The 24,069-nt window shown below is 69.2% G+C and carries 27 protein-coding genes; 3 read left to right on the forward strand and 24 right to left on the reverse strand.

What is annotated here, in order from left to right; all coding sequences use genetic code 11:
• Positions 1–120: 120 nt before the first annotated feature.
• Positions 121–762: a PadR family transcriptional regulator gene (locus L324_RS01460; RefSeq protein ID WP_145926764.1), complete on the forward strand. Its 642-nt coding sequence runs from the start codon at positions 121–123 to the stop codon at positions 760–762.
• On the opposite strand, the gene L324_RS01465 is transcribed toward L324_RS01460, so the two are convergent.
• Positions 693–1,547 (reverse strand): class I SAM-dependent methyltransferase, encoded by an 855-nt coding sequence (locus L324_RS01465; RefSeq protein ID WP_037303486.1) that lies wholly within the window; start codon positions 1,545–1,547, stop codon positions 693–695. The genes L324_RS01460 and L324_RS01465 overlap by 70 nt on opposite strands.
• Positions 1,548–1,662: 115 nt before the next feature.
• Between L324_RS01465 and L324_RS01470 the strand changes: the two genes are divergently transcribed.
• Positions 1,663–2,508 (forward strand): VOC family protein, encoded by an 846-nt coding sequence (locus L324_RS01470; RefSeq protein ID WP_037303487.1) that lies wholly within the window; start codon positions 1,663–1,665, stop codon positions 2,506–2,508.
• Between the two features lie 34 nt (positions 2,509–2,542).
• Here L324_RS01470 and L324_RS01475 read toward each other — a convergent pair whose 3' ends face one another.
• The 6 genes from L324_RS01475 to rpsB all read right to left on the reverse strand — a co-directional run bounded on the left by L324_RS01475 (position 2,543) and on the right by rpsB (position 8,275).
• On the reverse strand, positions 2,543–4,075 hold the full coding sequence (locus L324_RS01475) for a carboxylesterase/lipase family protein (protein WP_235783377.1): 1,533 nt from the start codon (positions 4,073–4,075) through the stop codon (positions 2,543–2,545).
• A 67-nt stretch (positions 4,076–4,142) separates the two neighbouring features.
• Positions 4,143–5,039 carry a phosphatidate cytidylyltransferase gene (locus tag L324_RS01480; protein WP_037303488.1) on the reverse strand — a complete coding sequence of 299 codons (897 nt, stop codon included), beginning with the start codon at positions 5,037–5,039 and terminating at the stop codon, positions 4,143–4,145.
• Positions 5,039–5,596, reverse strand: coding sequence for a ribosome recycling factor (gene frr, locus L324_RS01485; protein WP_037303489.1), 558 nt, complete (start codon positions 5,594–5,596; stop codon positions 5,039–5,041). Before frr ends, L324_RS01480 begins: the two co-directional genes overlap by 1 nt.
• Positions 5,597–5,647: 51 nt before the next feature.
• Positions 5,648–6,391 carry a UMP kinase gene (gene pyrH / locus L324_RS01490; RefSeq protein ID WP_005154669.1) on the reverse strand — a complete coding sequence of 248 codons (744 nt, stop codon included), beginning with the start codon at positions 6,389–6,391 and terminating at the stop codon, positions 5,648–5,650.
• Between the two features lie 94 nt (positions 6,392–6,485).
• The gene (gene tsf / locus L324_RS01495; protein WP_037303492.1) at positions 6,486–7,310 is read right to left on the reverse strand and encodes a translation elongation factor Ts; all 825 of its coding nucleotides are present in this window, start codon (positions 7,308–7,310) and stop codon (positions 6,486–6,488) included.
• Between the two features lie 92 nt (positions 7,311–7,402).
• On the reverse strand, positions 7,403–8,275 hold the full coding sequence (gene rpsB, locus L324_RS01500) for a 30S ribosomal protein S2 (RefSeq protein WP_037303494.1): 873 nt from the start codon (positions 8,273–8,275) through the stop codon (positions 7,403–7,405).
• A gap of 383 nt (positions 8,276–8,658) precedes the next feature.
• Between rpsB and L324_RS01505 the strand changes: the two genes are divergently transcribed.
• The gene (locus L324_RS01505; protein WP_037303495.1) at positions 8,659–9,264 is read left to right on the forward strand and encodes a murein hydrolase activator EnvC family protein; all 606 of its coding nucleotides are present in this window, start codon (positions 8,659–8,661) and stop codon (positions 9,262–9,264) included.
• A 4-nt stretch (positions 9,265–9,268) separates the two neighbouring features.
• Here L324_RS01505 and L324_RS01510 read toward each other — a convergent pair whose 3' ends face one another.
• The 17 genes from L324_RS01510 to ffh form a co-directional block, all read right to left on the reverse strand.
• On the reverse strand, positions 9,269–10,204 hold the full coding sequence (locus tag L324_RS01510) for a FliA/WhiG family RNA polymerase sigma factor (RefSeq protein ID WP_037303496.1): 936 nt from the start codon (positions 10,202–10,204) through the stop codon (positions 9,269–9,271).
• A gap of 20 nt (positions 10,205–10,224) precedes the next feature.
• Positions 10,225–11,220, reverse strand: coding sequence for a tyrosine recombinase XerC (locus tag L324_RS01515; protein ID WP_051173573.1), 996 nt, complete (start codon positions 11,218–11,220; stop codon positions 10,225–10,227).
• Positions 11,221–11,325: 105 nt separating this feature from the next.
• Positions 11,326–12,465 carry a DNA-processing protein DprA gene (dprA, locus tag L324_RS01520; protein ID WP_037303498.1) on the reverse strand — a complete coding sequence of 380 codons (1,140 nt, stop codon included), beginning with the start codon at positions 12,463–12,465 and terminating at the stop codon, positions 11,326–11,328.
• A complete protein-coding gene (locus tag L324_RS01525; RefSeq protein ID WP_037303499.1) occupies positions 12,465–13,973 on the reverse strand; it encodes a YifB family Mg chelatase-like AAA ATPase in 1,509 nt (502 codons plus the stop codon). The genes dprA and L324_RS01525 overlap by 1 nt, the downstream gene beginning before the upstream one ends.
• A complete protein-coding gene (locus L324_RS01530) occupies positions 13,974–14,360 on the reverse strand; it encodes a YraN family protein (RefSeq protein WP_081736162.1) in 387 nt (128 codons plus the stop codon). It abuts the gene before it with no gap.
• Positions 14,361–14,874: 514 nt separating this feature from the next.
• The gene (locus tag L324_RS01535) at positions 14,875–15,198 is read right to left on the reverse strand and encodes a DUF2469 domain-containing protein (RefSeq protein ID WP_037303500.1); all 324 of its coding nucleotides are present in this window, start codon (positions 15,196–15,198) and stop codon (positions 14,875–14,877) included.
• Complete coding sequence (locus tag L324_RS01540; RefSeq protein ID WP_037303502.1) at positions 15,195–15,974, reverse strand: ribonuclease HII; 780 nt, start codon at positions 15,972–15,974, stop codon at positions 15,195–15,197. Before L324_RS01540 ends, L324_RS01535 begins: the two co-directional genes overlap by 4 nt.
• A 59-nt stretch (positions 15,975–16,033) precedes the next feature.
• Complete coding sequence (gene lepB, locus L324_RS01545; protein ID WP_037303504.1) at positions 16,034–16,963, reverse strand: signal peptidase I; 930 nt, start codon at positions 16,961–16,963, stop codon at positions 16,034–16,036.
• A 31-nt stretch (positions 16,964–16,994) separates the two neighbouring features.
• Entirely contained in the window at positions 16,995–17,363 is a 369-nt protein-coding gene (gene rplS, locus L324_RS01550) for a 50S ribosomal protein L19 (protein ID WP_005154717.1), read from the reverse strand.
• Positions 17,364–17,546: 183 nt separating this feature from the next.
• Entirely contained in the window at positions 17,547–18,311 is a 765-nt protein-coding gene (trmD, locus tag L324_RS01555; protein ID WP_037303505.1) for a tRNA (guanosine(37)-N1)-methyltransferase TrmD, read from the reverse strand.
• Positions 18,311–18,823 carry a ribosome maturation factor RimM gene (gene rimM, locus L324_RS01560; RefSeq protein WP_037303506.1) on the reverse strand — a complete coding sequence of 171 codons (513 nt, stop codon included), beginning with the start codon at positions 18,821–18,823 and terminating at the stop codon, positions 18,311–18,313. The genes trmD and rimM overlap by 1 nt, the downstream gene beginning before the upstream one ends.
• Before the next feature lie 16 nt (positions 18,824–18,839).
• A complete protein-coding gene (locus L324_RS01565; RefSeq protein ID WP_003103110.1) occupies positions 18,840–19,079 on the reverse strand; it encodes an RNA-binding protein in 240 nt (79 codons plus the stop codon).
• The gene (gene rpsP / locus L324_RS01570; RefSeq protein WP_037303508.1) at positions 19,076–19,522 is read right to left on the reverse strand and encodes a 30S ribosomal protein S16; all 447 of its coding nucleotides are present in this window, start codon (positions 19,520–19,522) and stop codon (positions 19,076–19,078) included. The genes L324_RS01565 and rpsP overlap by 4 nt, the downstream gene beginning before the upstream one ends.
• A gap of 158 nt (positions 19,523–19,680) precedes the next feature.
• On the reverse strand, positions 19,681–20,487 hold the full coding sequence (locus L324_RS01575) for a CPBP family intramembrane glutamic endopeptidase (RefSeq protein ID WP_037303509.1): 807 nt from the start codon (positions 20,485–20,487) through the stop codon (positions 19,681–19,683).
• Between the two features lie 57 nt (positions 20,488–20,544).
• Positions 20,545–21,294, reverse strand: coding sequence for a CPBP family intramembrane glutamic endopeptidase (locus tag L324_RS01580; RefSeq protein WP_081736163.1), 750 nt, complete (start codon positions 21,292–21,294; stop codon positions 20,545–20,547).
• Between the two features lie 130 nt (positions 21,295–21,424).
• The gene (locus L324_RS01585; protein WP_037303511.1) at positions 21,425–22,498 is read right to left on the reverse strand and encodes an amidohydrolase family protein; all 1,074 of its coding nucleotides are present in this window, start codon (positions 22,496–22,498) and stop codon (positions 21,425–21,427) included.
• Positions 22,499–22,500: 2 nt separating this feature from the next.
• On the reverse strand, positions 22,501–24,045 hold the full coding sequence (ffh, locus tag L324_RS01590; protein WP_037303512.1) for a signal recognition particle protein: 1,545 nt from the start codon (positions 24,043–24,045) through the stop codon (positions 22,501–22,503).
• Between the last annotated feature and the right edge of the window lie 24 nt (positions 24,046–24,069).

Consider the following 24,069-nt stretch of genomic DNA (forward strand, 5'->3'; position numbering starts at 1 on the left):
GCATCGATCCGCTCGCGCTCGACCCGAGCTGAGACCCACGTCACGAGATCAGGGTTGTCGTACGACCGTTTACGATATATCGTGAACGTGTCGGAACATTACGTAGAGAGGATCCACATCATGCGAGGACGACGACCTTTTCCTCCAGAACACGCCCGACCCGCCTTCGGCCCCTGGGCTCGCGGCGGCTTCGGCGAATTCCCCCCGCCTCCGGGCTGGGGACCGGGCGGACCCGGCCACCGGCATCGGCACGGCCGTCGCGGTGGGCCCGGTGGCCGTCGCGGCAAGCGCGGTGACGTCCGCGCGGCGATCCTCGCGCTGCTTTCCGAGCAGCCGAGGCACGGTTACGAGATCATCCGCGAGATCGGCGAGCGCAGCGGCGGCTTCTGGAAGCCGAGCCCCGGCTCGGTCTACCCGACCCTGCAGCTGCTGGCCGACGAAGGCCTCGTGATCAGCAAGGACGAGAGCGGCAAGAAGCTGTTCGAACTCACCGAATCCGGCCGCGCCGCGGCCGAGCAGCAGGACGCCGTTCCGCCGTGGGAGCAGATCGCCCACGACGTCGACCCGGTCGAGGTGAACCTGCGCAAGGCGGGGGCGACGCTGGCCGCTGCGGTCATGCAGGTCATGCACGCCGGCAGCGAGGCACAGCAGTCCCGCGCCGTCGAGGTGCTCAACGAGGCACGCCGGACGATCTACGGCATCCTCGGCGAGGCCGACGACGACACCGCTCCGGGTGGGCCGTCCGCCGAGGACGCGGAGTGACCTGGCACGACGAGGCCGGTGGGCTTGGTGCGCGTATGCACGCGATAGCCCACCGGCAGCGTCACCCGCTGTTCCCCGGCTCCTGACGAAACCTCGTTGAGACGCCGGACCTCCGCGATCGCCTTCGCCGCGACCGGGGCGCTGAACTCGATCTTCAGCACCGCTTCCATCGCGGCGGCGTCCTCGAACAGCCACCGCGTCATCACCTTGCGGCAGCCGAATCCCTGACGGGCGAAGAACTTCTCGACGCCGGGCGGGTCGTAGTGCGGCAGATCCTGACGCATCCAGTTCCCGTAAGGCTCACTCGCCACATCGAGATCGACGATCATCAAGGTCCCGCCGGGCCGCAGCACCCGCTCCGCCTCACGAAGGCCGGGTTCGCAGCCGGGGCCGAAGAAGTACGCGGTCCGCGCGTGGACGACGTCGAAAGCCGCGTCCGGAACCGGAAGCCGCTGCGCACGGCCTTGCCGCACCTCGACGTTCGGCAGTTCCCCGACGCGATGCCGCGCGTCACGGACGAGCGGTTCGTGGGGCTCGACACCGAGGACCGACCGTGCCGTCGCGGCGAACCGCGGCAGATGGAAACCGTCGCCACAGCCGATGTCGAGCACGTCCGCACCGGTCCAGTCACGATGCTCGGCGAGTACCCGCCAGATCTCGTCGTCGACGTCCTGCGCGCGGTTCTCGACCTCATAGGCCTTTTGGTAGTACCAGATGTTCGGGCTCGGCAGCACTTCGTCGCCGCCGCGGCGGAAGGAGGAGACGGATCGGGGAAACCAGCGCACGGAAACTCCAACGAGGGGACGCCGGGCCGGGTTCCAGGTCATCCGGGTCTAAATCTTTAACGGAAACAATGCGGATAGCGACTAGACTTTACTCCCACCGGTAAGGGAGAACCGCATGTCGCTTGGCTCGGCCGCTCACACTTCCGTCATCCCTTCAGGAATCCCGTGCTGGATCGAGCTGGCCTGCAGAGACGAAGTGGCCGCACAAGCCTTCTACAGCGGGCTTTTCGAGTGGGAGTACACCGTCCAGCGTGATCCGGCGACGCCGACCGGACGATACTCGATCGCCACGCTGAACGGCGTGCCGGTCAGTGGTCTGTACCGTTCGGGCACCGGCGGGCCGTCCGGCTGGAGCGTCCACATCTCGGTACCACAGGCGGCCGCGGCCGCCGAATGGGTCGACAGTCTCGGCGGCCGGGTCACCCTCGGACCGGTGGCGATTCCCCAGCGCGGCAACATCGTCCACGCCATCGACGCCTGCGGCGCGCACGTCGTGTTCTGGGAACCGCCTGCCACGTGGGAGTTCGCGACCGGGGTGCCCAACTCCTTCAGTGGCGCGGATCTCAACACCCACGACGGCGCGGCGGCGGACCACTTCTACTGCCGTCTCTTCAACTACACCAGCCACCAGATCGGCGACGGCGCCTCGCTCGACTACGCCGAATGGCTCATCGAGCACGAACCGGTGCTGTACCGGTACGTGATGGGCACGGAATACCGCCCGGACACTCCGCCGCACTGGATGGTCTATTTCGCCCTGGATCCGGCTCGCGGCGCCGACGCCGCGGCGGGACAGGCCCTGATGCTCGGCGGCGCCGTCGTCGTCCAGCCCTACGACACCCCGTACGGCCGCATGGCGATCCTCGCCGATCCGGACGGTTCGGTGTTCGCCGTGATCGACCACTCCCGGGCCATCGAAGGCTGGGGCCGGGCCGAAGTCGACGACCCTTACGACGATTGAGCCGGGGCGACCGTCCGTCGCCCCGGCCCTTTCGTCAGAGACCCGCCCAGAATCCGCAGTTGTGCACGGCCGCGAGGTCGACCGGGCCGATCTCGCCCGGCGCGAGCGACTGCGACTTCGGCGTGGGATGCCACTTCGGCAGTTCCGCGCCGTTCGGGTTCCCGGTTCGCGCGAACCGGGTCCAGTACTGGATCATCTGCGCCGCAAGGACTTTCTGCGCGGGCGACAATTCCGCCGGCACCCCGCCCAATTCAGACAAATACGCTAATTCAGACCCATGGGAAGCGCCGAGACGCATCCCCGGTGGCGCCGGAATGAGAGCGGGCGCGTTCCGATCGGCGAATTCGTAACCGAAGGTCCGCGTGCGCGCACCGAGGAGACGTTCGGTCCCCACCTGGGGACAGCCCCAGATCCGATCGGTCATGGCGTCCGCGAACGCCATCGCCGGACTGCCGTGCTTCGCCGACGGGTACTGCGCGGCGACGAGGGGTGCCTTGTCCCCGAAGGCGGTGCGCAGCAGTTCCTGATAGTGCTCCTCGCTGAACGGATGCCCGGGATACAGGGCGACGAACAGCCTCGCCTCGTCCCTGGTGACCCCGGTCAGCACGGGAACGCGGGCGAACCGTCCTTTCTCCAGTGCGGTGGCCGGATGCTCCGGCAGCAGGCCGGTGCCGAACGCGGGGCTCGCGAGCGGCAGGTCCACCAGATCCTTGACCTGAAGCCGCCGCAGGCAGGCGACGTCGGGGCAGCCGAGCTTCGCCGCGGCGCCGGCCCCCATCGCCTCGACCTCCGCACGCGGCGTGTAGGGCGATCCCGCGGGAACACCGGGGAAGAAACCGCCGTCGGGCCAGGTCAAGGTGCACGGACCGCTCTGGATGATCGCGCGCTGGAACAGCCCCGCCGCCGACGGGGAGGTCAGCTGGGCACAGGTGCTCATCGCACCCGCGGACTCGCCGAACAGCGTCACGTTCCGGGGATCCCCGCCGAACGCGCGGGCGTTGCGCTGCACCCAGCGAAGAGCGGCCTGCTGGTCCTGGAGGCCGAAGGAACCGGAGTCCCGCCCGAGTTCGGGATGACCGAAGAAACCGAACACGCCCAGCCGGTAGTTCACGGTCACCACGATGACGTCCCCGCCGAGGGCGAGGCGCTTGAAGTCGTAGTCGCTGCCGGCGCCGGAGGTGAACCCGCCACCGTGCACCCAGACCATCACCGGACGCGGTCTGTGCGCCGGCTTGGCCGGGCCGATCACGTTGAGATACAGGCAATCCTCGTTGTCGCTCGGGGCGGAGCCGAGGCCAGGGCCCTGCGCGCACCGCGGGCCGGGTTTGCTCGCGTCCCGCACGTCCGTCCACGGTTCGGGTCTCCGTGGTGGCGTCCAGCGCAGCTCGCCGACCGGTGGCGCGGCGAACGGAATGCCTTGGAAACTCCGGTATCCGCCGGTACTCACCCCGCGAACAGGACCGGAATCGGTGCGGACGACCAGGCTTTCGCCCGCCTCCGCCACCGATGTCGTCAGGGCGCCGAACGTCACCGCGCTCAGCACCAGGGTCAGAAGTCGCTTACTCATCCGTTGAGTTCGCATACTCCGACCTTGGCCCGGTGCCCCGGACTTGTCACATGAGTTTCGCCTGGGTCTAAACAGGGACGAAGGCGGAGAGCAGCAACCAGGAGACGACGGCCGACGGGAGCAACGAGTCGAGCCGGTCCATCAGGCCACCGTGCCCCGGCAGCATGTTACCCATGTCCTTGACGCCGAGGTCGCGTTTGATCAGCGACTCGACGAGGTCGCCCAGCGTCGCGGTCAAGACGATCGCCGCGCCGAACAGCACACCCTGCCAGGCGTGTCCGTCGAGCAGCAGGCTCAAGGTCAGCGCACCCGCGACCACACCGGCCACCAGCGAACCGGCGAAACCTTCCCAGGTCTTCTTCGGGCTGATGCTGGGCGCCATCGGATGCTTACCGCCCAGCACACCGGCGATGTAGCCGCCGGTGTCCGAAGCGACGACGCCGATCATGAACGCCAGCACGCGGCCGACACCGTCCGCGGGCGGGACGAGCATGGCGGCGAAGGCACCGAAGAGCGGCAGGTACGCGGCGGCGAAGACCGATGCGCTGATGTCACGCAGATAGCCTTCCGCGCCACCGGGCAGCCGCCACAGCAGGCAGACCAGCACCGTCAGCACGAACGCCGTCAGCGCGCCCTCGCGGCCGAACGGCCACGCCAGCCAGATCATCGCCTGACCACCGACGAGCACCGGGACCAGTGCGATCCGGATGTCCGCCGCGCGCTTCAGCGCCCCGGCCAGCTCGATCGTGCCGACCGCGATGGCGATCGCGATGATGCCGATGAACAGAAACCGGACGGTGAGCAGGGACGTGACGATCGCCGCCCCCAGCAGCAGCCCGACCCCGATCGCGGCGGGCAGGTTGCGGCCGGCGCGGGAAACCTTCTTCGCCGGTTCCGGCTTCTCGGCCGGAACCGGTTCCGGGGCGTCCACCCGGTCCTCGCGTTCCTCGCTCACCTGGCTCATCAGACCTCGAGTAGCTCGGCTTCCTTGTGTTTCACCAGCTCGTCCACCTTGTGGGTGTAGGTGTCGGTGAGGTTCTGGAGTTCCTTCTCGGCGTGGACGACCTCGTCCTCGCCCGCCTCGCCGTCCTTCTTGATCCGGTCGAGTTCTTCCTTGGCCTTGCGGCGGACGCTGCGGATGGAGACGCGGGCGTCCTCGCCCTTGGCCTTGGCGACCTTCACCATCTCCTTGCGGCGCTCTTCGGTGAGCTGCGGGATGACGATCCGGATCACGTTGCCGTCGTTGCTCGGGTTGACGCCGAGGTCCGACTCGCGGATCGCCTTCTCGATGGCGTTGAGCGAGGTCTGGTCGTAGGGCTTGATCAACGCCATCCGGGCCTCGGGCACGTTGACGCTCGCCATCTGGTTCAGCGGGGTCGGCGCGCCGTAGTACTCGACGACAATGCGCGAGAACATCCCAGGGTGGGCCCGGCCGGTGCGCACCGACGACAGGTCCTCCTTGGCGACGGACACCGCTTTTTCCATCTTCTCCTCGGCGTCGAGGAGGGTCTCGTCGATCACGGCAACTCCCGTTGTTGTGTATTCGTACCGGTTGCGAAGATCAGAGCAGGACTACGCGGGAACCCCGTCGGCGGGGGTGTCGACCAGGGTGCCGATCCTCTCACCACTGACCGCACGAGCGATGTTCCCCTCGGTGAGCAGATTGAACACGATGATCGGCATGTTGTTGTCCATGCAGAGGCTGAACGCGGTGGCGTCGGCGACCTTGAGGTCCCGTTCCAGCACCTCGCGGTGGCTGATCTCGTGGAACATCTCGGCGGTCGGATCGCTCTTCGGGTCCGCGGTGTAGACGCCGTCGACGGCCTTCGCCATCAAGACGGCCTCGCAGCCGAGTTCGAGCGCGCGCTGCGCGGCGGCGGTGTCGGTGGAGAAGTACGGCATGCCGACCCCGGCGCCGAAGATGACGACGCGGCCCTTCTCCAGGTGACGCTCGGCGCGGCGCGGGATGTACGGCTCGGCGACCTGGCCCATGGTGATGGCGGTCTGCACGCGGGTGGGCAGGCCCTCCTTCTCCAGGAAGTCCTGCAGTGCCAAGCAGTTCATGACGGTGCCGAGCATCGCCATGTAGTCGGCGCGGTCGCGGTCCATGCCGCGCTGCGACAGTTCCGCGCCGCGGAAGTAGTTCCCGCCGCCGATCACGACGGCGATCTGCACGCCCGTCCGCGCGACGTCGGCGATCTGCTGAGCGACCGAGTGCACCACATCCGGATCAACCCCGATGGAACCGCCGCCGAACATCTCGCCGCCCAGCTTCAGCAGCACCCGCCGGTATCCGCCTTCGACCCGGACACCCATGTCGCCCTCCCTAATGCTCTGAACCCGACTGTGCCCCGTCCCCGATGGACGGAGACGGGGCACAGTGGTGACTCTTGTGTTCCGCGGCCTGGGATCAGGCCTGGCCGACCTCGAACCGGGCGAACCGGCTCACGGTCACGCCGGCCTCGTCGAGCAGGGCCTTGACGGTCTTCTTGTTGTCCTTGACCGACGGCTGCTCGAGCAGGACGTTGTCCTTGTAGTAGGCGTTGACCTTGCCCTCGATGATCTTCGGCATGGCCTGCTCCGGCTTGCCCTCTTCGCGGGCGGTGGCCTCGGCGACGCGGCGCTCGTTCTCGACGACGTCGGCCGGGACCTCTTCACGCGTGAGGAACTTGGCCTTCAGCGCGGCGACCTGCATGGCGGCGCCACGGGCGGCCTCGGCGGCGGCCTCGCCCTCACCGGTGTACTCGATGAGTACGCCGACGGCGGGCGGGAGGTCCGCACCGCGACGGTGCAGGTAGGTGGTGGTGTTGCCCTCGAAGACGGCGACACGGCGCAGCTCGAGCTTCTCGCCGATGCGGGCGGCCAGCTCCTGGACCTGCTCGTCGACGGTCTTGCCGTCGAGCGAGGCGGCCTTCAGCTTCTCGACGTCGCTGGTCTTCTCGGCCTTCGCGACCTCGACGATCTTCGCGGCGAGGGCCTGGAAGTCCTCGTTCTTCGCGACGAAGTCGGTCTCGGAGTCGAGCTCGATCAGCACGCCGCCGTCACCGGCGACGAGGCCCTCGGCGGTGGCGCGCTCGGCGCGCTTGCCGACGTCCTTGGCGCCCTTGATGCGCAGGAACTCGACGGCCTTGTCGAAGTCGCCGTCGTTCTCCTCCAGCGCCTTCTTGCAGTTCATCATGCCGGAGCCGGTGAGCTCCCGGAGACGCTTCACGTCTGCGGCGGTGTAGTTCGCCATCGTGGGTGTGTCCGTCCTTTTTCAGGTACGAGAAAGTCTTGTGGGAAGTCACCCGTGGGGCCACCCGGAGGCGGCCCCACGGGCGTGGTGCATCAGGAGGAGGCGGTGGCCTGCTCGGCCGGAGCCTCGGTGGGGGCCTCGGTCGCGGCGGCGGCTTCCTTGGCGTCCGCGGCGGCGGTCTCGGAGCCGGCGAGCAGCTCCTTCTCCCACTCGGCCAGCGGCTCGTCCGTGGCGACGCCCGCCTCGGGCTTGGCGTCGGCGGAGGAACCGTTGCGGCTGGAGCGGGCCATCAGACCGGCGGCGGCGGCCTCGGCCACGACCTTGGTCAGCAGCGCGGCCGAACGGATCGCGTCGTCGTTACCCGGAATCGGGTAGTCGACCTCGTCCGGGTCGCAGTTGGTGTCCAGGATCGCGACGACCGGGATGTTCAGCTTGCGAGCCTCGCCGACGGCGATGTGCTCCTTCTTCGTGTCGACGATCCACACGATGCTCGGCACCTTGGCCATGTCGCGGATACCGCCGAGGGTCTTCTCGAGCTTGTCCTTCTCACGGGTGAGCGTGAGGATTTCGCGCTTGGTCAGGCCGGCGAAGCCGCCGGTCTGCTCCTGCGACTCGAGCTCCTTCAGGCGGAGAAGACGCTTGTGCACCGTCTGGAAGTTGGTCAGCATGCCGCCGAGCCAGCGCTGGTTCACGTAGGGCATGCCCACGCGCGAGGCTTCGGCCGCGATGGCCTCCTGGGCCTGCTTCTTCGTGCCGACGAACATGATGGTGCCGCCGTGCGCGACGGTTTCCTTGATGAACTCGAACGCACGGTCGATGTAGGTCAGCGTCTGCTGCAGGTCGATGATGTAGATGCCATTGCGCTCGGTGAAGATGTAGCGCTTCATCTTCGGGTTCCACCGACGGGTCTGGTGCCCGAAGTGCACGCCGCTGTCGAGCAGCTGCTTCATGGTGACGACGGCCATTGCCGGAATCAACCTCTTCTGTGTCGTGCGCGCCCGGCCCGGCCGGGATCGCGCTTGCTCGGTTCGTCGCTCTCGGCCGGGTGGCCGATCGCCCTGGTGCAGATGCTCCGGCCCGGACCCGGGAGCGAAGTGATTCCAGGGACCGCCGGACCGTGTGCCCCCGGTTGTCCTGACCCTCCGTGAGGAGATCGGCCATCGGGAGCGCGCACGTGCACGCGAAGTCAGTCCGCTGCCGCGGACCGCGCAAAAGAGTCTACTCCCTGTCGCCACCGCCTACCGCACCGGCAGCCCCTGATGAGAGCGGTTGTCCACAACCGGCTCGGTTATCCACAGATTCCCCCGGCGCGCCCCACGCGCCACGCCGGGCCCGCAGGCTGGAACACATGACCATGACGACCTGTTCCCGCCCTGTCACCAGGCATTCCGTCGCGATCGACCGCAACGGCGGCAGGCACCGCCGTCCCGGACGGCCGAGGGCACTGCCCCGCGTCGCGATCCTCGCGACCGTGCTCGCGCTCTTGGCCGCGTTCGCCACGCCGGGGACGGCCAGGGGCGCCCCTTCGCCGCAAGGACGCCTCTCTTGGCCGCTCTCTTCGGCACCCAGCGTCACCAGGTATTTCGAACCGCCGGCGACCCCGTACGGCCCCGGTCATCGCGGCGTCGACCTGGCCTCCGCGCCGGGCGCGAACGTGCTCGCGGCCGCCGAAGGGGTGGTGATGTTCGCCGGGCAGGTGGCCGGTGTCGGGGTGGTCTCGCTCGATCACGACGGCGGCCTCCACACCACCTATCAGCCGCTCACCCCGTCCGTCACCGCGGGTGATCAGGTGTACCGGGGCCAGGTGCTCGGGACGCTCGCGGCCGGGCATCCGGGCTGTCCGGAGCCGGCGTGCCTCCACTTCGGCGTCCAGCGAGGCGGGGAGTACGTCGACCCGCTCGCACTGATCGGCGAACCGGCGGAGATCCGCCTGAAACCGTGGGAAGGAGGCTAGCTTTTCAAGCCTGCTCGACCAGCTTCGCGCGCAGCCGCATGACGGCCCGCGTGTGCAGCTGACTGACCCGCGACTCGGTGACGCCGAGGACCTTGCCGATCTCGGCCAGCGTCAGGCTCTCGAAGTAGTAGAGACCGACCACGATCCGGTCGCGTTCGGTGAGCTGGGCGATCGCCTGCGCCAGCTGGCGGCGGTTGTCCTGGTCGACCAGGACGGCCACCGGGTCGACGGCGCCGTCGTCGGGCAGGGTGTCGACCAGCGAGCCGCTGTCCTTGCCGGCGGCGACGAGGTCTTCCAGGGCGATGACGCTGGTCAGCTGCATCTGGCCGTAGAACTCGCGCAGGTCGTCGACACTGATTTCGAGTTCGGCCGCCAGTTCGGCGTCGGTCGGCGTGCGGTTCAGCCGGGCGCCGAGGCGTTCCAGCGCGCGTTCGGCCTCGCGGGCCTTGCTGCGCACCGCCCTCGGGACCCAGTCCTGGGAGCGGAGGTCGTCGAGGATCGCGCCGCGGATGCGCTGCATCGCGTAGGTCTCGAAGCGCAGGCCCCTGGCGGGCTCGAACTTCTCGATCGCGTCGACCAGGCCGAAGATCCCGGACTGGATGAGGTCGCCGACGTCGACATGGGTCGGCAGGCCGGTGCCGACCCGGCCCGCGACGTACTTGACCAGCGGGGCGTAGTGCAGCACGAGCCTGTCGCGCACGACCTGGTCCGGCGACTCGGTGAACTCGCGCCACAGCGCCTGGATCCCGGCGTCCACCTCGTAACTCGTCCGCGCTTCGGGCGCGACGGCAGGACCGTCCCCGCCGGGACGGTGTTTCCCGGCGGCTTCGGTGACATGTGGGTCGGCGGTCATCGGACCGCCGTTCTCAGCATGCGACTCAGGATGGTCTCCGTGCTCGTGCGGATGCGCGTGCGCCGCCGGTTCGGTCCGCCGGGTCACCTGCCGAGTCCTCCCCGGCATCATCGGGCCCGGGGGTGTGCGCGGTCGTGGATCGCCTTCAGCCGATCGACGGTCACATGAGTGTAGAGCTGCGTGGTAGCCAGCGTAGCGTGACCAAGCAGTTCCTGAACGCTCCGAAGATCGGCACCGCCTTCGAGCAGATGAGTGGCCGCCGAATGCCTCAGGCCGTGCGGCCCCATGTCGTTCGCGCCCGGCACCGAGCCGACGGCGTCGTGGACCACCCGGCGGGCCGCCCGCGGATCGAGCCTGCCGCCCCGTGCCCCCAGGAAGAGCGCGGCCTCCGCCTTGCCCTTCGCCGCGGCGGCGAGCTTTCCCCTGCCCTCGTCCAGCCACGCCCGCACCGCCGTTTCGGCGGGGACACCGAACGGCACCACGCGTTCCTTGCCGCCCTTGCCCAGCACGAGCACGACCCGGCGGGAGAAATCGACGTCGCCCACGTCCAGCCCGCACAGTTCGGAGACCCGCACACCGGTCGCATAAAGCAGTTCCACGATGGCACTGTCCCTCAAGGCCACCGGGTCCCGCTGTTCGGCACCGGCGGCTGAGAATCGCATGACCTCGCTCGCCTGCTCGGCCCGGAGGACCCCGGGGAGCTTGCGATGCGCGCGCGGTGCCACCAGCCGGCCGCCCGGATCGGTCGCGAGCGCCCCGGCCCGGTGAGCCCACGCGGTGAAGGTGCGGGCCGCCGCCGCCCGCCTGGCCAGCGTCGTCCGGCTGGCCCCTTCCTCGCGTTGCCGGGCGAGCCAGCCGCGCAGCGTCTGAATGTCGAGGTCGGAGAACCGGCCGCCGTTCGCGTCCACGAAGCCCGTCAGCGACACCACATCGCCGAGATAGGCCCGGACCGTATGCGCGGACAGCCCGCGTTCCAGGGAAAGGTGCCGCTCGTAGTCGTCGATCAGCTTCCGGACAGGCTCCGGAAGCGCGGCACGGGCGGCGCGCGAATCGTGCTTGCGGACGCGTTTTCCCGTGCCGTGGGGACCTTCGGTCGACGGCATGCCGATCACGCTGCGCGATGTACGGCGGATGGTCAAGTATCGCCGCACCTTGTTGCGGTGTCCGTGGTCGGATCGTGCCGGGATGGCGTCTCAGGTGTAGGCCAGTCAGGTCCTGCCCGCCCGTCTTCGCCACCCTGCGTCACCCCTTTCCGCGAAACCGTCGAGTTCCAGCTCGGGCAGCAGCGAACGGATGCGCTCCACCGGGATGCCGGATTCGGCCGCGATCCGCTCCTCCGGCTTGGCCGATCGTTCGGACAGCGCGTCGTGCACGCGCGAGGCCTCCGGACCGAGCCGGTCGGTGCGGCGGCGCGGTCTCGCCGGATCCGCGGCCTGGTGCCCGAGCCGTCCGGCGGTCTCGAGGATCTCGTCCACCGAGGTCACCAGCGTGGCCTCGCCCTCGCGGATCAGCGCGTGGCAGCCGGCGGACATCCCCGACGACACCGGTCCCGGCAGCGCCATCACGACCTTGCCCAGGGCCGCGGCCGTCCCCGCGGTGTTCCGCGCACCACTGCGCCTGCCCGCCTCCACCACGACGGTCCCTTCGGTGAGCGCAGCGATCAGCCGGTTCCGGACGAGGAAGCGATGTCTCGCGGGCGGGGTGCCCGGCGGGTACTCGCTGACCACCGCGCCCGTCTTCCCGATGGTGCGCAACAAGGTCGCGTGCTGGGCCGGGTAACCGGCGTCGATCCCGCAGCCGAGCAGGGCGACCGTCGTGCCGGACGCGCTCAGCGCGCCGCGGTGGGCCGCGCCGTCGATGCCGTACGCCGCCCCCGAGAACACCGGTATCCCGCGGCTCGCCAGGTGATAGCCCACCTCGGCCGCGTGGTGCTCGCCGTACTCGGTCGCCGCGCGGGCACCGACGATCGCGATCGCCTGGTCCACCGCCTCGTCGAGCCTGGCCGGGCCGCGGACCCACAGCGCCAGCGGAGAGGCCACACCGGAGACACCCCTGCCCCGGGCGACGGCCAGCGAGAGCAGCGGCCAAGCAGGCCACTCGTCGTCTTCCGGGATGACGAGCCGGGTCTCCCCCGCCGCCGCCCGCACCAGATCCCGCTCGGCGTAGTCATGTGCGCGCCGTGCGGCCGTCTCGTCGCGCACCTTCGCCGGGCAATCGGCCAGCCGCACCCGTTCCGCGGCCACGACCGGACCGTGCTCGCCGACGAAATCGGCCAGCGCGGGAGCCGGCGGTTCGGCCACGCGCAGGAGGTACGACCGGGCGATCCGTTCGGCCTCGAATTCACTCATCAGGATGACCTCTCCCGAAAGTTCAAGGCCGCCGCGACCTCGTCGGCTTCCGGCCTGTCGGCACCCTTCAGATCGGCGAGCGTCCACGCGATGCGAAGACAACGGTCCGCACCACGTGCGGTGATCGCTCCCCGCTCCAGTGCGCGGTCCAGTAGCGCCGTGACCTGCGGAGGAAGAGCGAATTCGCGGCGCAATGCCGGGCCGGGCACCTCCGCGTTCGATGGCCAGCCGTGCTCCGCCCAGCGTTTCCCGGCTCGTTCGCGAGCCTCCAGCACCCGTTCCCGGACGGCCGACGACGGTTCGGGCAGGTCACTCAGGTGCGCGCTGAGCGCGGAGAGCGGCCGCAGCCGGACCCTCAGATCCACCCGATCGAGTAAGGGGCCGGACAGTCGTCCCCAGTACCGCCTTCGCGCGGCCGCCGAACACGTGCAGTCGGCGTCCTTCGTGGGGGCACAGGGACAGGGGTTGGTCGCCAGCACCAATTGGAAGCGTGCCGGGTACCGGACGGAACCCTTCACCCTCGCGATCCGCACTTCGCCCTCTTCGAGCACCGTGCGCAGCGACTCCAGCCGTTCCGGTCCGAACTCGCAAACCTCGTCGAGGAACAAGATGCCCCGGTGCGCCCGGCTGATGGCGCCGGGCACGGCGAGACCGCTGCCGCCGCCGATGAGCGCGGGCACGCTGATCGAATGATGCGGCGCGACGAACGGCGGCACGGTGACCATCGGGGCGGACCGCGACAGGGAACCGTCGATCGAGTGGACCGCGGTGACCTGCAACGACTCCTCGGCTGTCAGGGGAGGGAGGAGTCCGGGGAGGCGTTTCGCGAGCATCGTCTTGCCCACCCCGGGAGGACCGGTCATGAGCAGGTGATGCCCACCCGCCGCGGCCACCTCCAGCGCCCACCGGGCTTCCGGCTGTCCGACGACGTCGGCGAGATCGGGCACCCGCACCGGCTCCTGGGCGACGGACGGCTCCGGCCGCACGAGTTCGCCCTCTCCCTTGAGCCAGTCCACGAAATCGCTCAGCCTGGCCACCCCGCCGACCTCCAGACCGTCCACGAGGGCGGCTTCGAACAAGGACTCGGCGGGCACGACCGCCCGCCGGTACCCGGCGTTGCGTGCCGCCAGCAGTCCCGGCAGGACCCCGCGGACCGCCCGTACCCGGCCGTCGAGGGCGAGTTCGCCCAGCAGCACGGTGTGGAGCAGCTTCGTGGCCGGAACCGAACCCGTCGCGGCCAGGACCGCCGCCGCGATGCCCAGGTCGTAGCCGGACCCCACCTTCGGCAGGTTCGCCGGGGAGAGGCCGAGGATCACCCTTTCGTCCGGCCACTTCTCGCGCGAATTGCGGACGGCGGAGCGGACCCTGTCTTTGGCCTCCTTAAGCCCGGTGTCGGGCAGGCCGACCATCGTCACCTTCGGCGACCCGCCGCCGATATCGGCCTCGATCTCGATCATCCTGCCGTCGACGCCGAGCAGCGCGACGGACCATGCCTTCGCCAGTGCCACTCAGAACGCCGCCTTGATGTGCCGCACCTGCGGCCGGGAACCGGGTCGGGCGACGATCGCGATGATGTCGTAGCGGACCGGGCACCAGCGGAGCATGAACGCGCGCTGCCACTGATGCGCGAGACGGCGGATGCGGTCCGCCTTGGCCGGGGTCACGGCCTCGGCGGGGCTGCCGAAGCCCAGCCCCGTCCTCGTCTTCACCTCGCAGAACACGAGGCGTTTCTTGTCGGTCGCGACGAGGTCCAGTTCACCGTCGCGGCAGCGCCAGTTCCGGCTCAGGACGACGTAGCCCGTCTTCTCCAGATGCCGGGCCGCCAGGTCTTCACCCCACCGCCCCAGCTCGATATGCGGTGCCCCGGCGGACGGCTGTTCGGCCGTGCTCATCATCTCGATCCCCCTCAGCGATCGTCACGGTGCGTGTGCGATCAACGCTGCCAGGGTGAGCCGGTGCCGAACAGACTCGATTCGCCAGCCTGTGGATAACCGGGGTGTTGTGGATAACTCGAGCCCGCCGAGGCTCCGCCGACCTCCACCTGTCGGCACCCTGTGCTACGGGCGCCGCTACTTCTCGACCGTGGGCTGGGACGGGGTGAAGGGCCCTTTCCCCTCATCTCACGCGGTGAAGGGCGCTTTCGTCGCATCGCATGCGGGGAAAGGGCCCTTCACCGCGCTTGCGACCTCTTGGTCCGGGCTCCGGTGTCAGACATCGGCGCTAGAAGCGGCGAGGGGTCTTCGGGGGGCGGTCACCCGGCGTTCTTCGTCGTCCACAAGGGACACAAGTTGGGCAGAAATGTCCGATTGACTACCGTTTGACCGTAAAGCGTGATCCGGCGCTACTTAGAGGCCCCCTTCACCACGCTGGACGTGGCGAAGGGGGCCTTCAGGTGGTCGCGAGAAAGACTCAGCCGGAGAACGGACCGTCTTCCGGCAGCCGGAGATCCGGTTTGTCGAGTTCCTCGACGTTGACGTCCTTGAACGTGATGACCCGTACGTGCTTGACGAACCTGGCCGGCCGGTACATGTCCCAGACCCACGAGTCGGACATGCGGACCTCGAAGTACACCTCACCGCCGCCGTCGCGCACCTGCACGTCGACGGCGTTGGCCAGATAGAACCGCCGCTCGGTCTCCACCACGTACGAGAACTGGCCGACGATGTCGCGATACTCGCGGTAAAGCGAGAGCTCCATCTCGGTCTCGTACTTCTCGAGATCCTCTGCGCTCATGAAATCCGCGCCCCTCCTCGCGATTCTGCTGCTACTCCAGCGGCGGAGCGTTCATTGTTACCCACGTAGGGGCTGAGGGCACGTATCGGCACGCTCGGGTTTTCCAGGGCGGCGACGGTCAGCACCACCGGGTGAGGCGGTCGCGCTCGATGCGCGGCGGCCGCGGTGGCCACATTCGCGTACGACCAGCGGTGCACCGGACTCGGACCGTGCGTGGTCAGCGCCGCGCTGTGCTCGGTGGTGCTGTACCCCTTGTGCACGTCGAAGCCGTAATGCGGGTGCACGTCGTGCAGGTCGCCCATGATCCGGTCGCGGGTGACCTTGGCCAGCACCGACGCGGCCGCCACGCACGCGACGGCCTTGTCCCCCTTGATCACCGGCACGCTCGGCGCGGGCAGTCCGGAGACGCGGAATCCGTCGGTCAGGACGTAGCCAGGGGTCTTCCTCAGCGCCGAGACGGCGCGCCGCATGCCTTCGAGGTTCATCACGTGGATACCGAAGAGGTCGACCTCGGCCGCGGAGATCACGATGACCGAATAGTCGAGCGCACGCTGGACGACCCGGTCGTAGACGCGATCGCGGGCCTTGGCCGTGAGCACCTTCGAATCGGTGAGTTCGGGCAGCCGGGCGGCGTCTCCGGGACGCAGGACGCACGCGGCCACGACGAGCGGGCCGGCGCAAGCACCGCGCCCTGCCTCGTCGACTCCGGCGACGGGCCCGAGGCCCCGCCGGTCCAGCGCACCCTGCAACCCCCAGAAGAGGTCACCACGCACCACAGCTCTCGGCGGCCGAAGCGGCTCAGCCGGTGTGAGCGGTACAGGAACTCTCAAGGCCTTTACCGCCTCCGGTCGACCGCCTTGCGCACTCCGGACGACATTCGCCTGCCGAGGAAGACCACGGGCCACGCGGCGGCGATGCCGACGCCCAGGGGAAGCCCCTGCTGCCACGCGGGCGCGCCCAGCGCCAGCGGCTGGGCGTTCGCCTGCGGGTTGTGGTCCGAAACGCCACCCCAGCGGCCGGGCGGGAGCACGATGACGCGCGCCTTCCCGATGATGTTGTCGACCGGGACCGCGCCGTTCACGCCGCCGCCGCCCTGGAACCGGGAGTCGCTCGAGTTGTTGCGGTTGTCGCCCATCACCCAGACGTATCCGGCGGGCACCTTGACCGGCTCGAACGGCTTCTCGGTGGGGGCCATGCCCTCTTCCCAGTGCACGTACGGCTCGTCGAGTGCTTTGCCGTCCACGACCACACGGTTGTTGTCGCAACACTGCACCGTCTGGCCGCCGACCGCGATGATCCGCTTGACGAAGTCGCGCTCGTCCGGCGGCGCGAATCCGATCAGGGAACCCAGCGCGCGGAAGCCGCTGACGAAGATGTTGCTGGACTCCGGCGTGTCGATCTCGCCCGCCCACGCCGGCGGTCCCTTGAAGACCACCACGTCGCCCGGGCCGGGATCGGTGAAGTCGTACGTGATCCGGTCGACCAGGATCCGGTCGCCCGTGCACCCCGCGCAGCCGTGCAAGGTGGTCTCCATCGATCCCGAGGGGATCATGTAGACCTTGGCGAGGAACTGCTGGATCAAGATCGTCAGCACGAGTGCGACGACGATCAGGATCGGCAGTTCCTTCCAGAACGACCGCTTCTTGTTGACCTTGCCGAATTTCTTGGAGCCGGACCGGCCCCGTCGAGAGGCCCGGGTGGGACGCTCTTCTTCGGGGCGATCGGGCTCGTCTTCGGAGGTGTTCTGGGACACGGGTTCGACCACGACGCCAGGTTACCTGTAACCGTGTGACTACCTACTTGGCGGAGGTCGTCTCGCGGTTTTCGCGGCGTTCCTTGATCTTGGCGGCCTTGCCGCGCAGCTCGCGGAGGTAGTACAGCTTCGCCCGGCGGACGTCGCCGCGCTTGAAGACCTCGACCTCGGCGATGTTCGGCGAGTGCACCGGGAAGGTGCGCTCCACGCCGATGCCGAACGACACCTTGCGGACCGTGAAGGTCTCGCGGATGCCGCCGCCCTGGCGACGCAGCACGACGCCCTGGAAGATCTGGTTACGCTCGCGGTTGCCCTCGATGACGCGGACGTGAACCTTGAGCGTGTCGCCCGGTCGGAAGTCCGGGATGTCGGAACGCAGTGACTGCGCGTCCAGCGCGTCCAGGGTGTTCATCGGTGGTCCGTCCTCGTCTTCGTATGGCTTACGTGCAGCTTGGGCGCGCAGTGTCGGGCACTGCGACCTACCCGGGGGCTGATGGCGTTCCGGCCGACCTCGCGCATCTGACTCCGGCCAATGTCCGGAGTACAAATTCGCGCGTCCGCTCACGCCAACCTGTCAAGTATTGCAGACCAGGACTCAGGTGCTTGACCCGGCCTGGCCGGTGCCCTCGTCCAACCGTTCGAGGACCTTGAGATCGTGCTTGTCGAGACTACCTTCCGGCAGTTGCCCGATCAGTTCGGGCCTGCGCCGCACGGTCCGCTCCAGCGCCTGGTCACGGCGCCAGCGGTCGATCAGCGCGTGGTTGCCGGAACGCAGGACGTCCGGCACGGCCAGGTCCCGCCAGACCTCCGGCCGCGTGTAGCTGGGGCCTTCGAGAAGACCGTCGGAGAACGAGTCCTCCTCGGCGGAACGGGCGTTCCCGAGCACCCCGGGCAGCAGCCGGACGACGGCCTCGACCATCACCAGCACCGCCGCCTCGCCGCCGACCAGCACGTAGTCGCCGATCGAGACCTCGTCGACGGGCATCCGCCGCGCGGCGTCGTCGATCACCCGCTGGTCGATGCCCTCGTAGCGGCCGCACGCGAACACCAGGTGCTCCTCGGCGGCGTACTGATGCGCCATGGCCTGGGTGAACGGCCGTCCGGCCGGTGTGGGGACCACGAGGCGGGTGTTCTCGCCGCAGACGTCGTCCAGGGCGGGGCCCCAGATCTGCGGTTTCATCACCATGCCGGGCCCGCCGCCGTACGGGGCGTCGTCGACCGCGCGGTGGACGTCGTGCGTCCAGTCCCGGAGGTCGTGCACGCCGACCTCGATGAGGCCGCGGTCGATCGCGCGCCCGAGCAGAGCGGCGCGGAGCGGGTCGAGGTATTCGGGGAAGATCGTGACGACGTCGAGGCGCATCAGGCGTCCAGCAGACCTTCCGGCGGGTCGAGGACCACGCGTCCGCCCGCGACGTCGACGGCCGGGACGATCGCCTTCACGAACGGCACGAGCACCTCACGGCCGTCGTGCTCGATCGACAGCAGCTCGCCGGCCGGCGAGTGCACGACTTCGATCACCTTGCCGATGACCGTTCCGTCGCCGAGTTCGGCGCTCAGTCCTTCGAGTTCGTGGTCGTAGAACTCGTCGGGGTCTTCGGTCGGCGGCAGCGTCGAGGTGTCGGCGATCAGCAGGGCGCCGCGGAGGGTCTCCGCGACATCCCTGGTCAGCACCTCTTCGAAACGCACCAGCAGCCGCCCGCTGTGTTCGCGGGCGGCTGCGATGGTGAGGTTTCTGCTGCTGCCGTCACGCAGCTTCGTCGTGACGGCCGAACCGACCGCGAACCGCTGTTCCGGCGAGTCCGTGCGCACGTCCACCGCGAGTTCCCCGCGGATTCCGTGCGCCTTGGCGATCCGGCCGACTACGACGTCCATCCCGTTGTGTCCCTGGTCAGCGATCGGTGTCGACGACGTCCACGCGGACGCCGCGGCCACCGATGCCGCCCATGACGGTGCGCAGGGCGGTCGCCGTGCGACCGCCCCGGCCGATCACCTTGCCGAGATCGTCGGGGTGCACATGCACCTCGAGCGTGCGGCCACGACGCGTGGTCAGCAGCTCGACCCGGACCTCGTCCGGGTTGTCGACGATCCCGCGCACCAGGTGTTCGAGGGAGTCAGCGAGGAAACTCACGCCTCGGCCTTGTCACCCTCGGCGGCCTCGGCCTTGTCGGCTTCGGCCTTCTTCGGGGCGGACTTCTTCTTCGGGGTGGTGGCCTCGGTGGAGGGAGCGTCACCGGCGGCGGCGAGCGCGGCGTTGAAGAGGTCCTGCTTCGACGGCTTCGGCTCGGCGACCTTCAGGGTGCCCTCGGCGCCCGGCAGGCCCTTGAACTTCTGCCAGTCACCGGTGATCTCGAGGATGCGCTGGACCGGCTCGGTCGGCTGGGCGCCGACGGACAGCCAGTGCTGGGCGCGGTCGGAGTTCACCTCGATGAGGCTGGGCTCCTCCTTGGGGTGGTACTTGCCGATCGTCTCGATGGCCTTGCCATCACGGCGGGTGCGCGCATCGGCGACGATGATCCGGTAGTACGGCGCACGGATCTTGCCGAGACGCTGCAGCTTGATCTTGACGGCCACGGGTGTGGGTACTCCTCAGTTCTCTCTGATGCAGGTGGAAGGCGCACGCCAGCCGAGTGGGGAACGGCTGCGCGCACCCGAAGGTCCGAAGCTTGGGCACGGTGAGAGGGTCCGGCCAAAGCAGGCAAGCGTACATTCTGCCAGACGCCGACCGGCCGTCAGAACGCGGCTATCCCGAGCGAGGCGAGCAGGATCGTCACGGCCGGGAGGAAGTTGTTCACCTGGTGGGCGACGACGCTGCCGAGCAGCCGTCCGGTGAACACCCTGGCCAGCCCGATCGGGATCGCGATCACCAGGAGCAGCGTGGTGCGCAGCGGTTCGAGGTGGCTCGCCGCGAAAACGGCCGTCGAGACCAGGAACGCCGCGATCCTCCCCCAGCGCTCGGTGCGCCACGTCAACCGCTCCACGGCGCCCCACAGGAGGCCGCGGTAGATGATCTCCTCGCAGATCGGCCCGATCAGCCACAGGTAGATGAACATGACGACGGCCGCCGAGACCGACATCCGCCGGTCCTCCACGAGCGCGCTGATCGCCGAGGTCGCGTTCGCGTCGCCGACGATCTGTGTCCACACGTAGGCGGCGAGCGAGGTGAACCCGAGCCCGACCACGCCCAGCTTGAGCCCGATCTTGACGTCGGCCCAGCACCAGCCGATCCGGAGGTCGGTGAACGGGCCGTTGCCGCGGAGCCGGGTGATCAGCAGCGCGACCCCGGCGGCGATCATCGTCGGCACCATCGTGCCCAGCAGCACCACGCGCATCGGCAGGGGCTGGCCGGGCTGGACGTCGCCGAGCAGGACGCTGACGAATGCCGCGGTCGCGAGGAGGACGGCCTCCACCAGCAGAAAGGCCCCGAACCCCCAGCGATGCGGCGGTGGCGTGTCGGGTACGGCCACCGCACCTCCGGCAGTGAGTTCGTCGGGCGGCGCGGCCTCGGGGATCGGCTCCCTTGGCTGAGATACGGTCACGCCGATCCTCCGGTGATCGTTCGGTTACTCAAAGACTCTAACCGCCCGGCCCGGCGATCACCTCGCTGCGAAGAGCAATACCGCCGGTGGGAGGTTGTTGGCGGCGTGCGCGATGACGGCCGCGCTCACCCGGCCGGAAAGATACCGGGCGAGTCCGATGGCGATGCCCTGGCCGAACAGCGCGATCGTGCGCGCGGCCTCCCCGTGCAGCTGGGCGAACACCAGCGCGGTGACCAGCAGGATCACCCACGAGGGCAGGCGGTGGAAGCCCATCGCGTTCCAGAGGGTGCCGCGGAAGAGCAGTTCTTCGGTGACCGGGGCGGCGAAGACGACGATGGCCGCGGCCACCACCAGCCAGACAGTGTCGCCTTCGGTGGTGCCGGACAGTTCGGTGATCGGGCCGGGCGAGACGTCGGAGATGGTCCTGTCGGTGCTGTCGGTCCCGTAGACGGCGAGCAGCAGCAGGTTGAGGAGGTAGCCGGCGGCGAGCGCGGCCGCTCCGCAGGCGAGCCCGATCCGGACGTCGCGCCAGGTGGGCTTGAGCCCGAAATCCGCGCGGAGTCCCTGTCCCCAGACCCGGGAGCCGGCCACGGGGCCGAGGCCGAGCACGAGGGTCGGCAGGAACGCGAGGATCAGCAGCGGGCCGACGTCACGGAGTTCGAGCGGGTCGTAGCCGCCGAAGCGACCCGACAGCACGAAGCTCATGACGAGCGTGACGAGGTGGTATCCGGCGATACCCGCGAAGAACGCTACGAATCCCCAGTGCGCTCCGAGCACCAGACGCTCGCGAGCCTGCCCGTCGTCCACCACGCCTCCACGCTAAGTGCCGCTCCGGTCACAGGTGGAGTCGGGTCAGGGGGCTGAAGGACGCTTTCCCCGCATGCGATGGGGGTAAAGCGTCCTTCACCTAGTGAGATGCGGGGAAAGTCCCCTTCAGCTACGCGTAGATCTTGCCACGCAGGACGATGTGGCTCGGATGCCGCAGCACCGCGAGGTCCTCACGCGGATCGGACGGGTAGACCAGCAGATCGGCCGAGGCGCCGTCGATGATTCCCGGCACGCCCAGCCAGTCGCGGGCCGCCCACGAAGCCGAAGCCAGCGCCTGCTCGGCGGACATGCCCGCCTTGTGCAGCGCCTCGATCTCGTCGACGAGCCTGCCGTGCTCGACCATGCCGCCCGCGTCGCTCCCCGCATACACCGCGACCCCGGCCTCGATCGCCGTCGAGACCATCGTCCCGACGCCGGCGTGCAGCGCCCGCATGTGTTCGGCGTACACCGGGTACTTGCCCGCCTTTTCGGCGATACCGGGGAAGTTCTCGATGTTGATCAGCGTCGGCACGAGCGCGATCCCGCGTTCGGCGAGCACCCCCAGCTGGTCGGCCGAAAGTTCGGTGCCGTGTTCGAGGCAGTCGATCCCCGCGCCGATCAACCCGGGCAGCGCGGCCTGGCCGAACACGTGCGCGGTCACCCTGGCGCCCTCGGCGTGCGCGACCGCGATGGCCTCGGCGAGGACGTCGTCGGGCCAGAGCGGCGCGAGATCGCCGATCCCGCGGTCGATCCAGTCGCCGACGAGCTTGACCCACCCGTCGCCGTCCCTGGCCTGCTCGGCGACCGCCTTCGGGAGTTCGGCCGGGTCTTCGAGCTCGATGCCGAGACCGGGGATGTAGCGCTTGCGCAGGGCCAGGTGCCGTCCGGCGCGGATGATCCGCGGCAGGTCGGCGCGTTCCTGCAGCGGCCGGACGTCGATCGGCAGCCCGCAGTCGCGGATCAGCAAGGTCCCGGCGTCGCGACCGGTGATCGCCTGCGCTGCGGCCTCTTCGAGGGTGGTCGCGCCGCCGACCCCGATCCCGGGATGGCAATGCGCGTCGACCAGTCCGGGAACGAGAAAGCCTTCCCGGACAACGGTTTCCGCCCCGGCGACCGGTTCACCCGTGATCCGGCCGCCGGTGATCCACAGCTCGCGGTGCTCGCCGTCCGGCAGGACGACCCCCGCCAGGTGCAGAGCCTCCACGGCTACTTGTCCTTCGGGAACTTGAACTTCTTGGGGTCGAAGCCGGGTACGTCGTTCATCCCGCCGAGCTGGGAGAGGTCCGGCATCCCGCCGCCAGGGCCACCGGGCATCCCGCCCGGGGGCAGCATCGGCATGCCACCGGGGAACCCGCCGCGGATCTTGGGCTGCGTCGGGCCGCGCCCCTTGCCCTTCTTCCCCTTCTTGCCCTTGCGGTTCTTGCTGCCGCCGCCTCCGCCGCCGAAGCCGAAGCGGCCCGCCATCTGCGCCATCATCTTGCGCGCTTCGAAGAACCGGTTGACCAGGTCGTTGACGTCGCGGACGGCGACGCCGGACCCCTTCGCGATCCGCAGGCGGCGCGAAGCGTTGATCATCTTCGGGTCGTCGCGTTCGGCGGGGGTCATCCCGCGGATGATCGCCTGCAGCTTGTCGAGGTGCTTGTCGTCGACCTGCGCGAGCTGGTCCTTCATCTGCCCGGCGCCGGGCAGCATGCCGAGCAGGTTGCCGATCGGGCCCATCTTGCGGACCGCGAGCATCTGCTCGAGGAAGTCCTCCAGGGTGAGCTGGCCGCTGCCGAGCTTGGCCGCGGTCTGCTCGGCCTTCTCCTGGTCGAAATGCTGTTCGGCCTGCTCGATGAGGCTGAGCACGTCACCCATGCCGAGGATCCGGCTGGCCATCCGGTCCGGGTGGAAGAGGTCGAAGTCCTCGAGCTTCTCACCGTTCGACGCGAACAGGATCGGCTGGCCGGTGACCTGGCGGACCGACAGCGCGGCACCACCGCGGGCGTCACCGTCGAGCTTGGTGAGCACGACGCCGGTGAATCCGACGCCGTCGCGGAACGCCTCGGCCGTGGTGACCGCGTCCTGACCGATCATCGCGTCGACGACGAACAGCGTCTCGTCCGGCGTCACGGCGTCGCGGATGTCCGCGGCCTGCTTCATCAGCTCTTCGTCGACACCGAGACGGCCGGCGGTGTCGACGAGGACGATGTCGTGCTGGGCGCGCTTGGCCTCGTCGATGGCACGGCGGGCCACGTCGACCGGGTCGCCGACGCCGTTGCCGGGTTCGGGCGCGAACGTGGTGACGCCCGCGCGCTCGCCGACCACCTGCAGCTGCGTGACGGCGTTGGGGCGCTGGAGGTCACAGGCGACCAGCAGCGGCGCGTGGCCCTGCTTCTTCAGCCACAGCGCGAGCTTGCCGGCGAGGGTGGTCTTACCGGCACCCTGCAGACCCGCGAGCATGATGACCGTCGGCGGGTTCTTCGCGAACGTGAGCCGCCTGGTCTCGCCGCCGAGGATGGTGACGAGTTCCTCGTTGACGATCTTGATGACCTGCTGCGCCGGGTTCAGCGCGCCGTGCACCTCGGCGCCCTTGGCGCGCTCCTTGATCCGGGCGATGAAGTCCTTGACCACCGACAGCGCGACGTCCGCCTCGAGCAGCGCGATCCGGATCTCACGCGCGGTGGCGTCGATGTCGGCGTCGGAGAGCCTGCCCTTGCGCGACAGGGTCTGCAGGGCGGACGTGAGCCGATCGGAGAGGGTGTCGAACACGGGTGTGCACGCTCCAGCTGGGTC

This window comes from Amycolatopsis orientalis DSM 40040 = KCTC 9412, assembly GCF_000478275.1.
GTDB classification, from domain to species: Bacteria; Actinomycetota; Actinomycetes; order Mycobacteriales; family Pseudonocardiaceae; genus Amycolatopsis; species Amycolatopsis orientalis.

Coding starts and splice junctions, on each gene's coding strand:
- L324_RS01460 (WP_145926764.1), top strand. CDS start 121: ATGCGAGGACGACGACCTTTTCCTCCAGAACACGCCCGACCCGCCTTC.
- L324_RS01470 (WP_037303487.1), top strand. CDS start 1,663: ATGTCGCTTGGCTCGGCCGCTCACACTTCCGTCATCCCTTCAGGAATC.
- L324_RS01475 (WP_235783377.1), bottom strand. CDS start 4,075: ATGAGTAAGCGACTTCTGACCCTGGTGCTGAGCGCGGTGACGTTCGGC.
- L324_RS01480 (WP_037303488.1), bottom strand. CDS start 5,039: ATGAGCCAGGTGAGCGAGGAACGCGAGGACCGGGTGGACGCCCCGGAA.
- pyrH (WP_005154669.1), bottom strand. CDS start 6,391: ATGGGTGTCCGGGTCGAAGGCGGATACCGGCGGGTGCTGCTGAAGCTG.
- tsf (WP_037303492.1), bottom strand. CDS start 7,310: ATGGCGAACTACACCGCCGCAGACGTGAAGCGTCTCCGGGAGCTCACC.
- rpsB (WP_037303494.1), bottom strand. CDS start 8,275: ATGGCCGTCGTCACCATGAAGCAGCTGCTCGACAGCGGCGTGCACTTC.
- L324_RS01505 (WP_037303495.1), top strand. CDS start 8,659: ATGACCATGACGACCTGTTCCCGCCCTGTCACCAGGCATTCCGTCGCG.
- L324_RS01515 (WP_051173573.1), bottom strand. CDS start 11,220: ATGCCGTCGACCGAAGGTCCCCACGGCACGGGAAAACGCGTCCGCAAG.
- dprA (WP_037303498.1), bottom strand. CDS start 12,465: ATGAGTGAATTCGAGGCCGAACGGATCGCCCGGTCGTACCTCCTGCGC.
- L324_RS01530 (WP_081736162.1), bottom strand. CDS start 14,360: ATGATGAGCACGGCCGAACAGCCGTCCGCCGGGGCACCGCATATCGAG.
- L324_RS01535 (WP_037303500.1), bottom strand. CDS start 15,198: ATGAGCGCAGAGGATCTCGAGAAGTACGAGACCGAGATGGAGCTCTCG.
- rplS (WP_005154717.1), bottom strand. CDS start 17,363: ATGAACACCCTGGACGCGCTGGACGCGCAGTCACTGCGTTCCGACATC.
- trmD (WP_037303505.1), bottom strand. CDS start 18,311: ATGCGCCTCGACGTCGTCACGATCTTCCCCGAATACCTCGACCCGCTC.
- rimM (WP_037303506.1), bottom strand. CDS start 18,823: ATGGACGTCGTAGTCGGCCGGATCGCCAAGGCGCACGGAATCCGCGGG.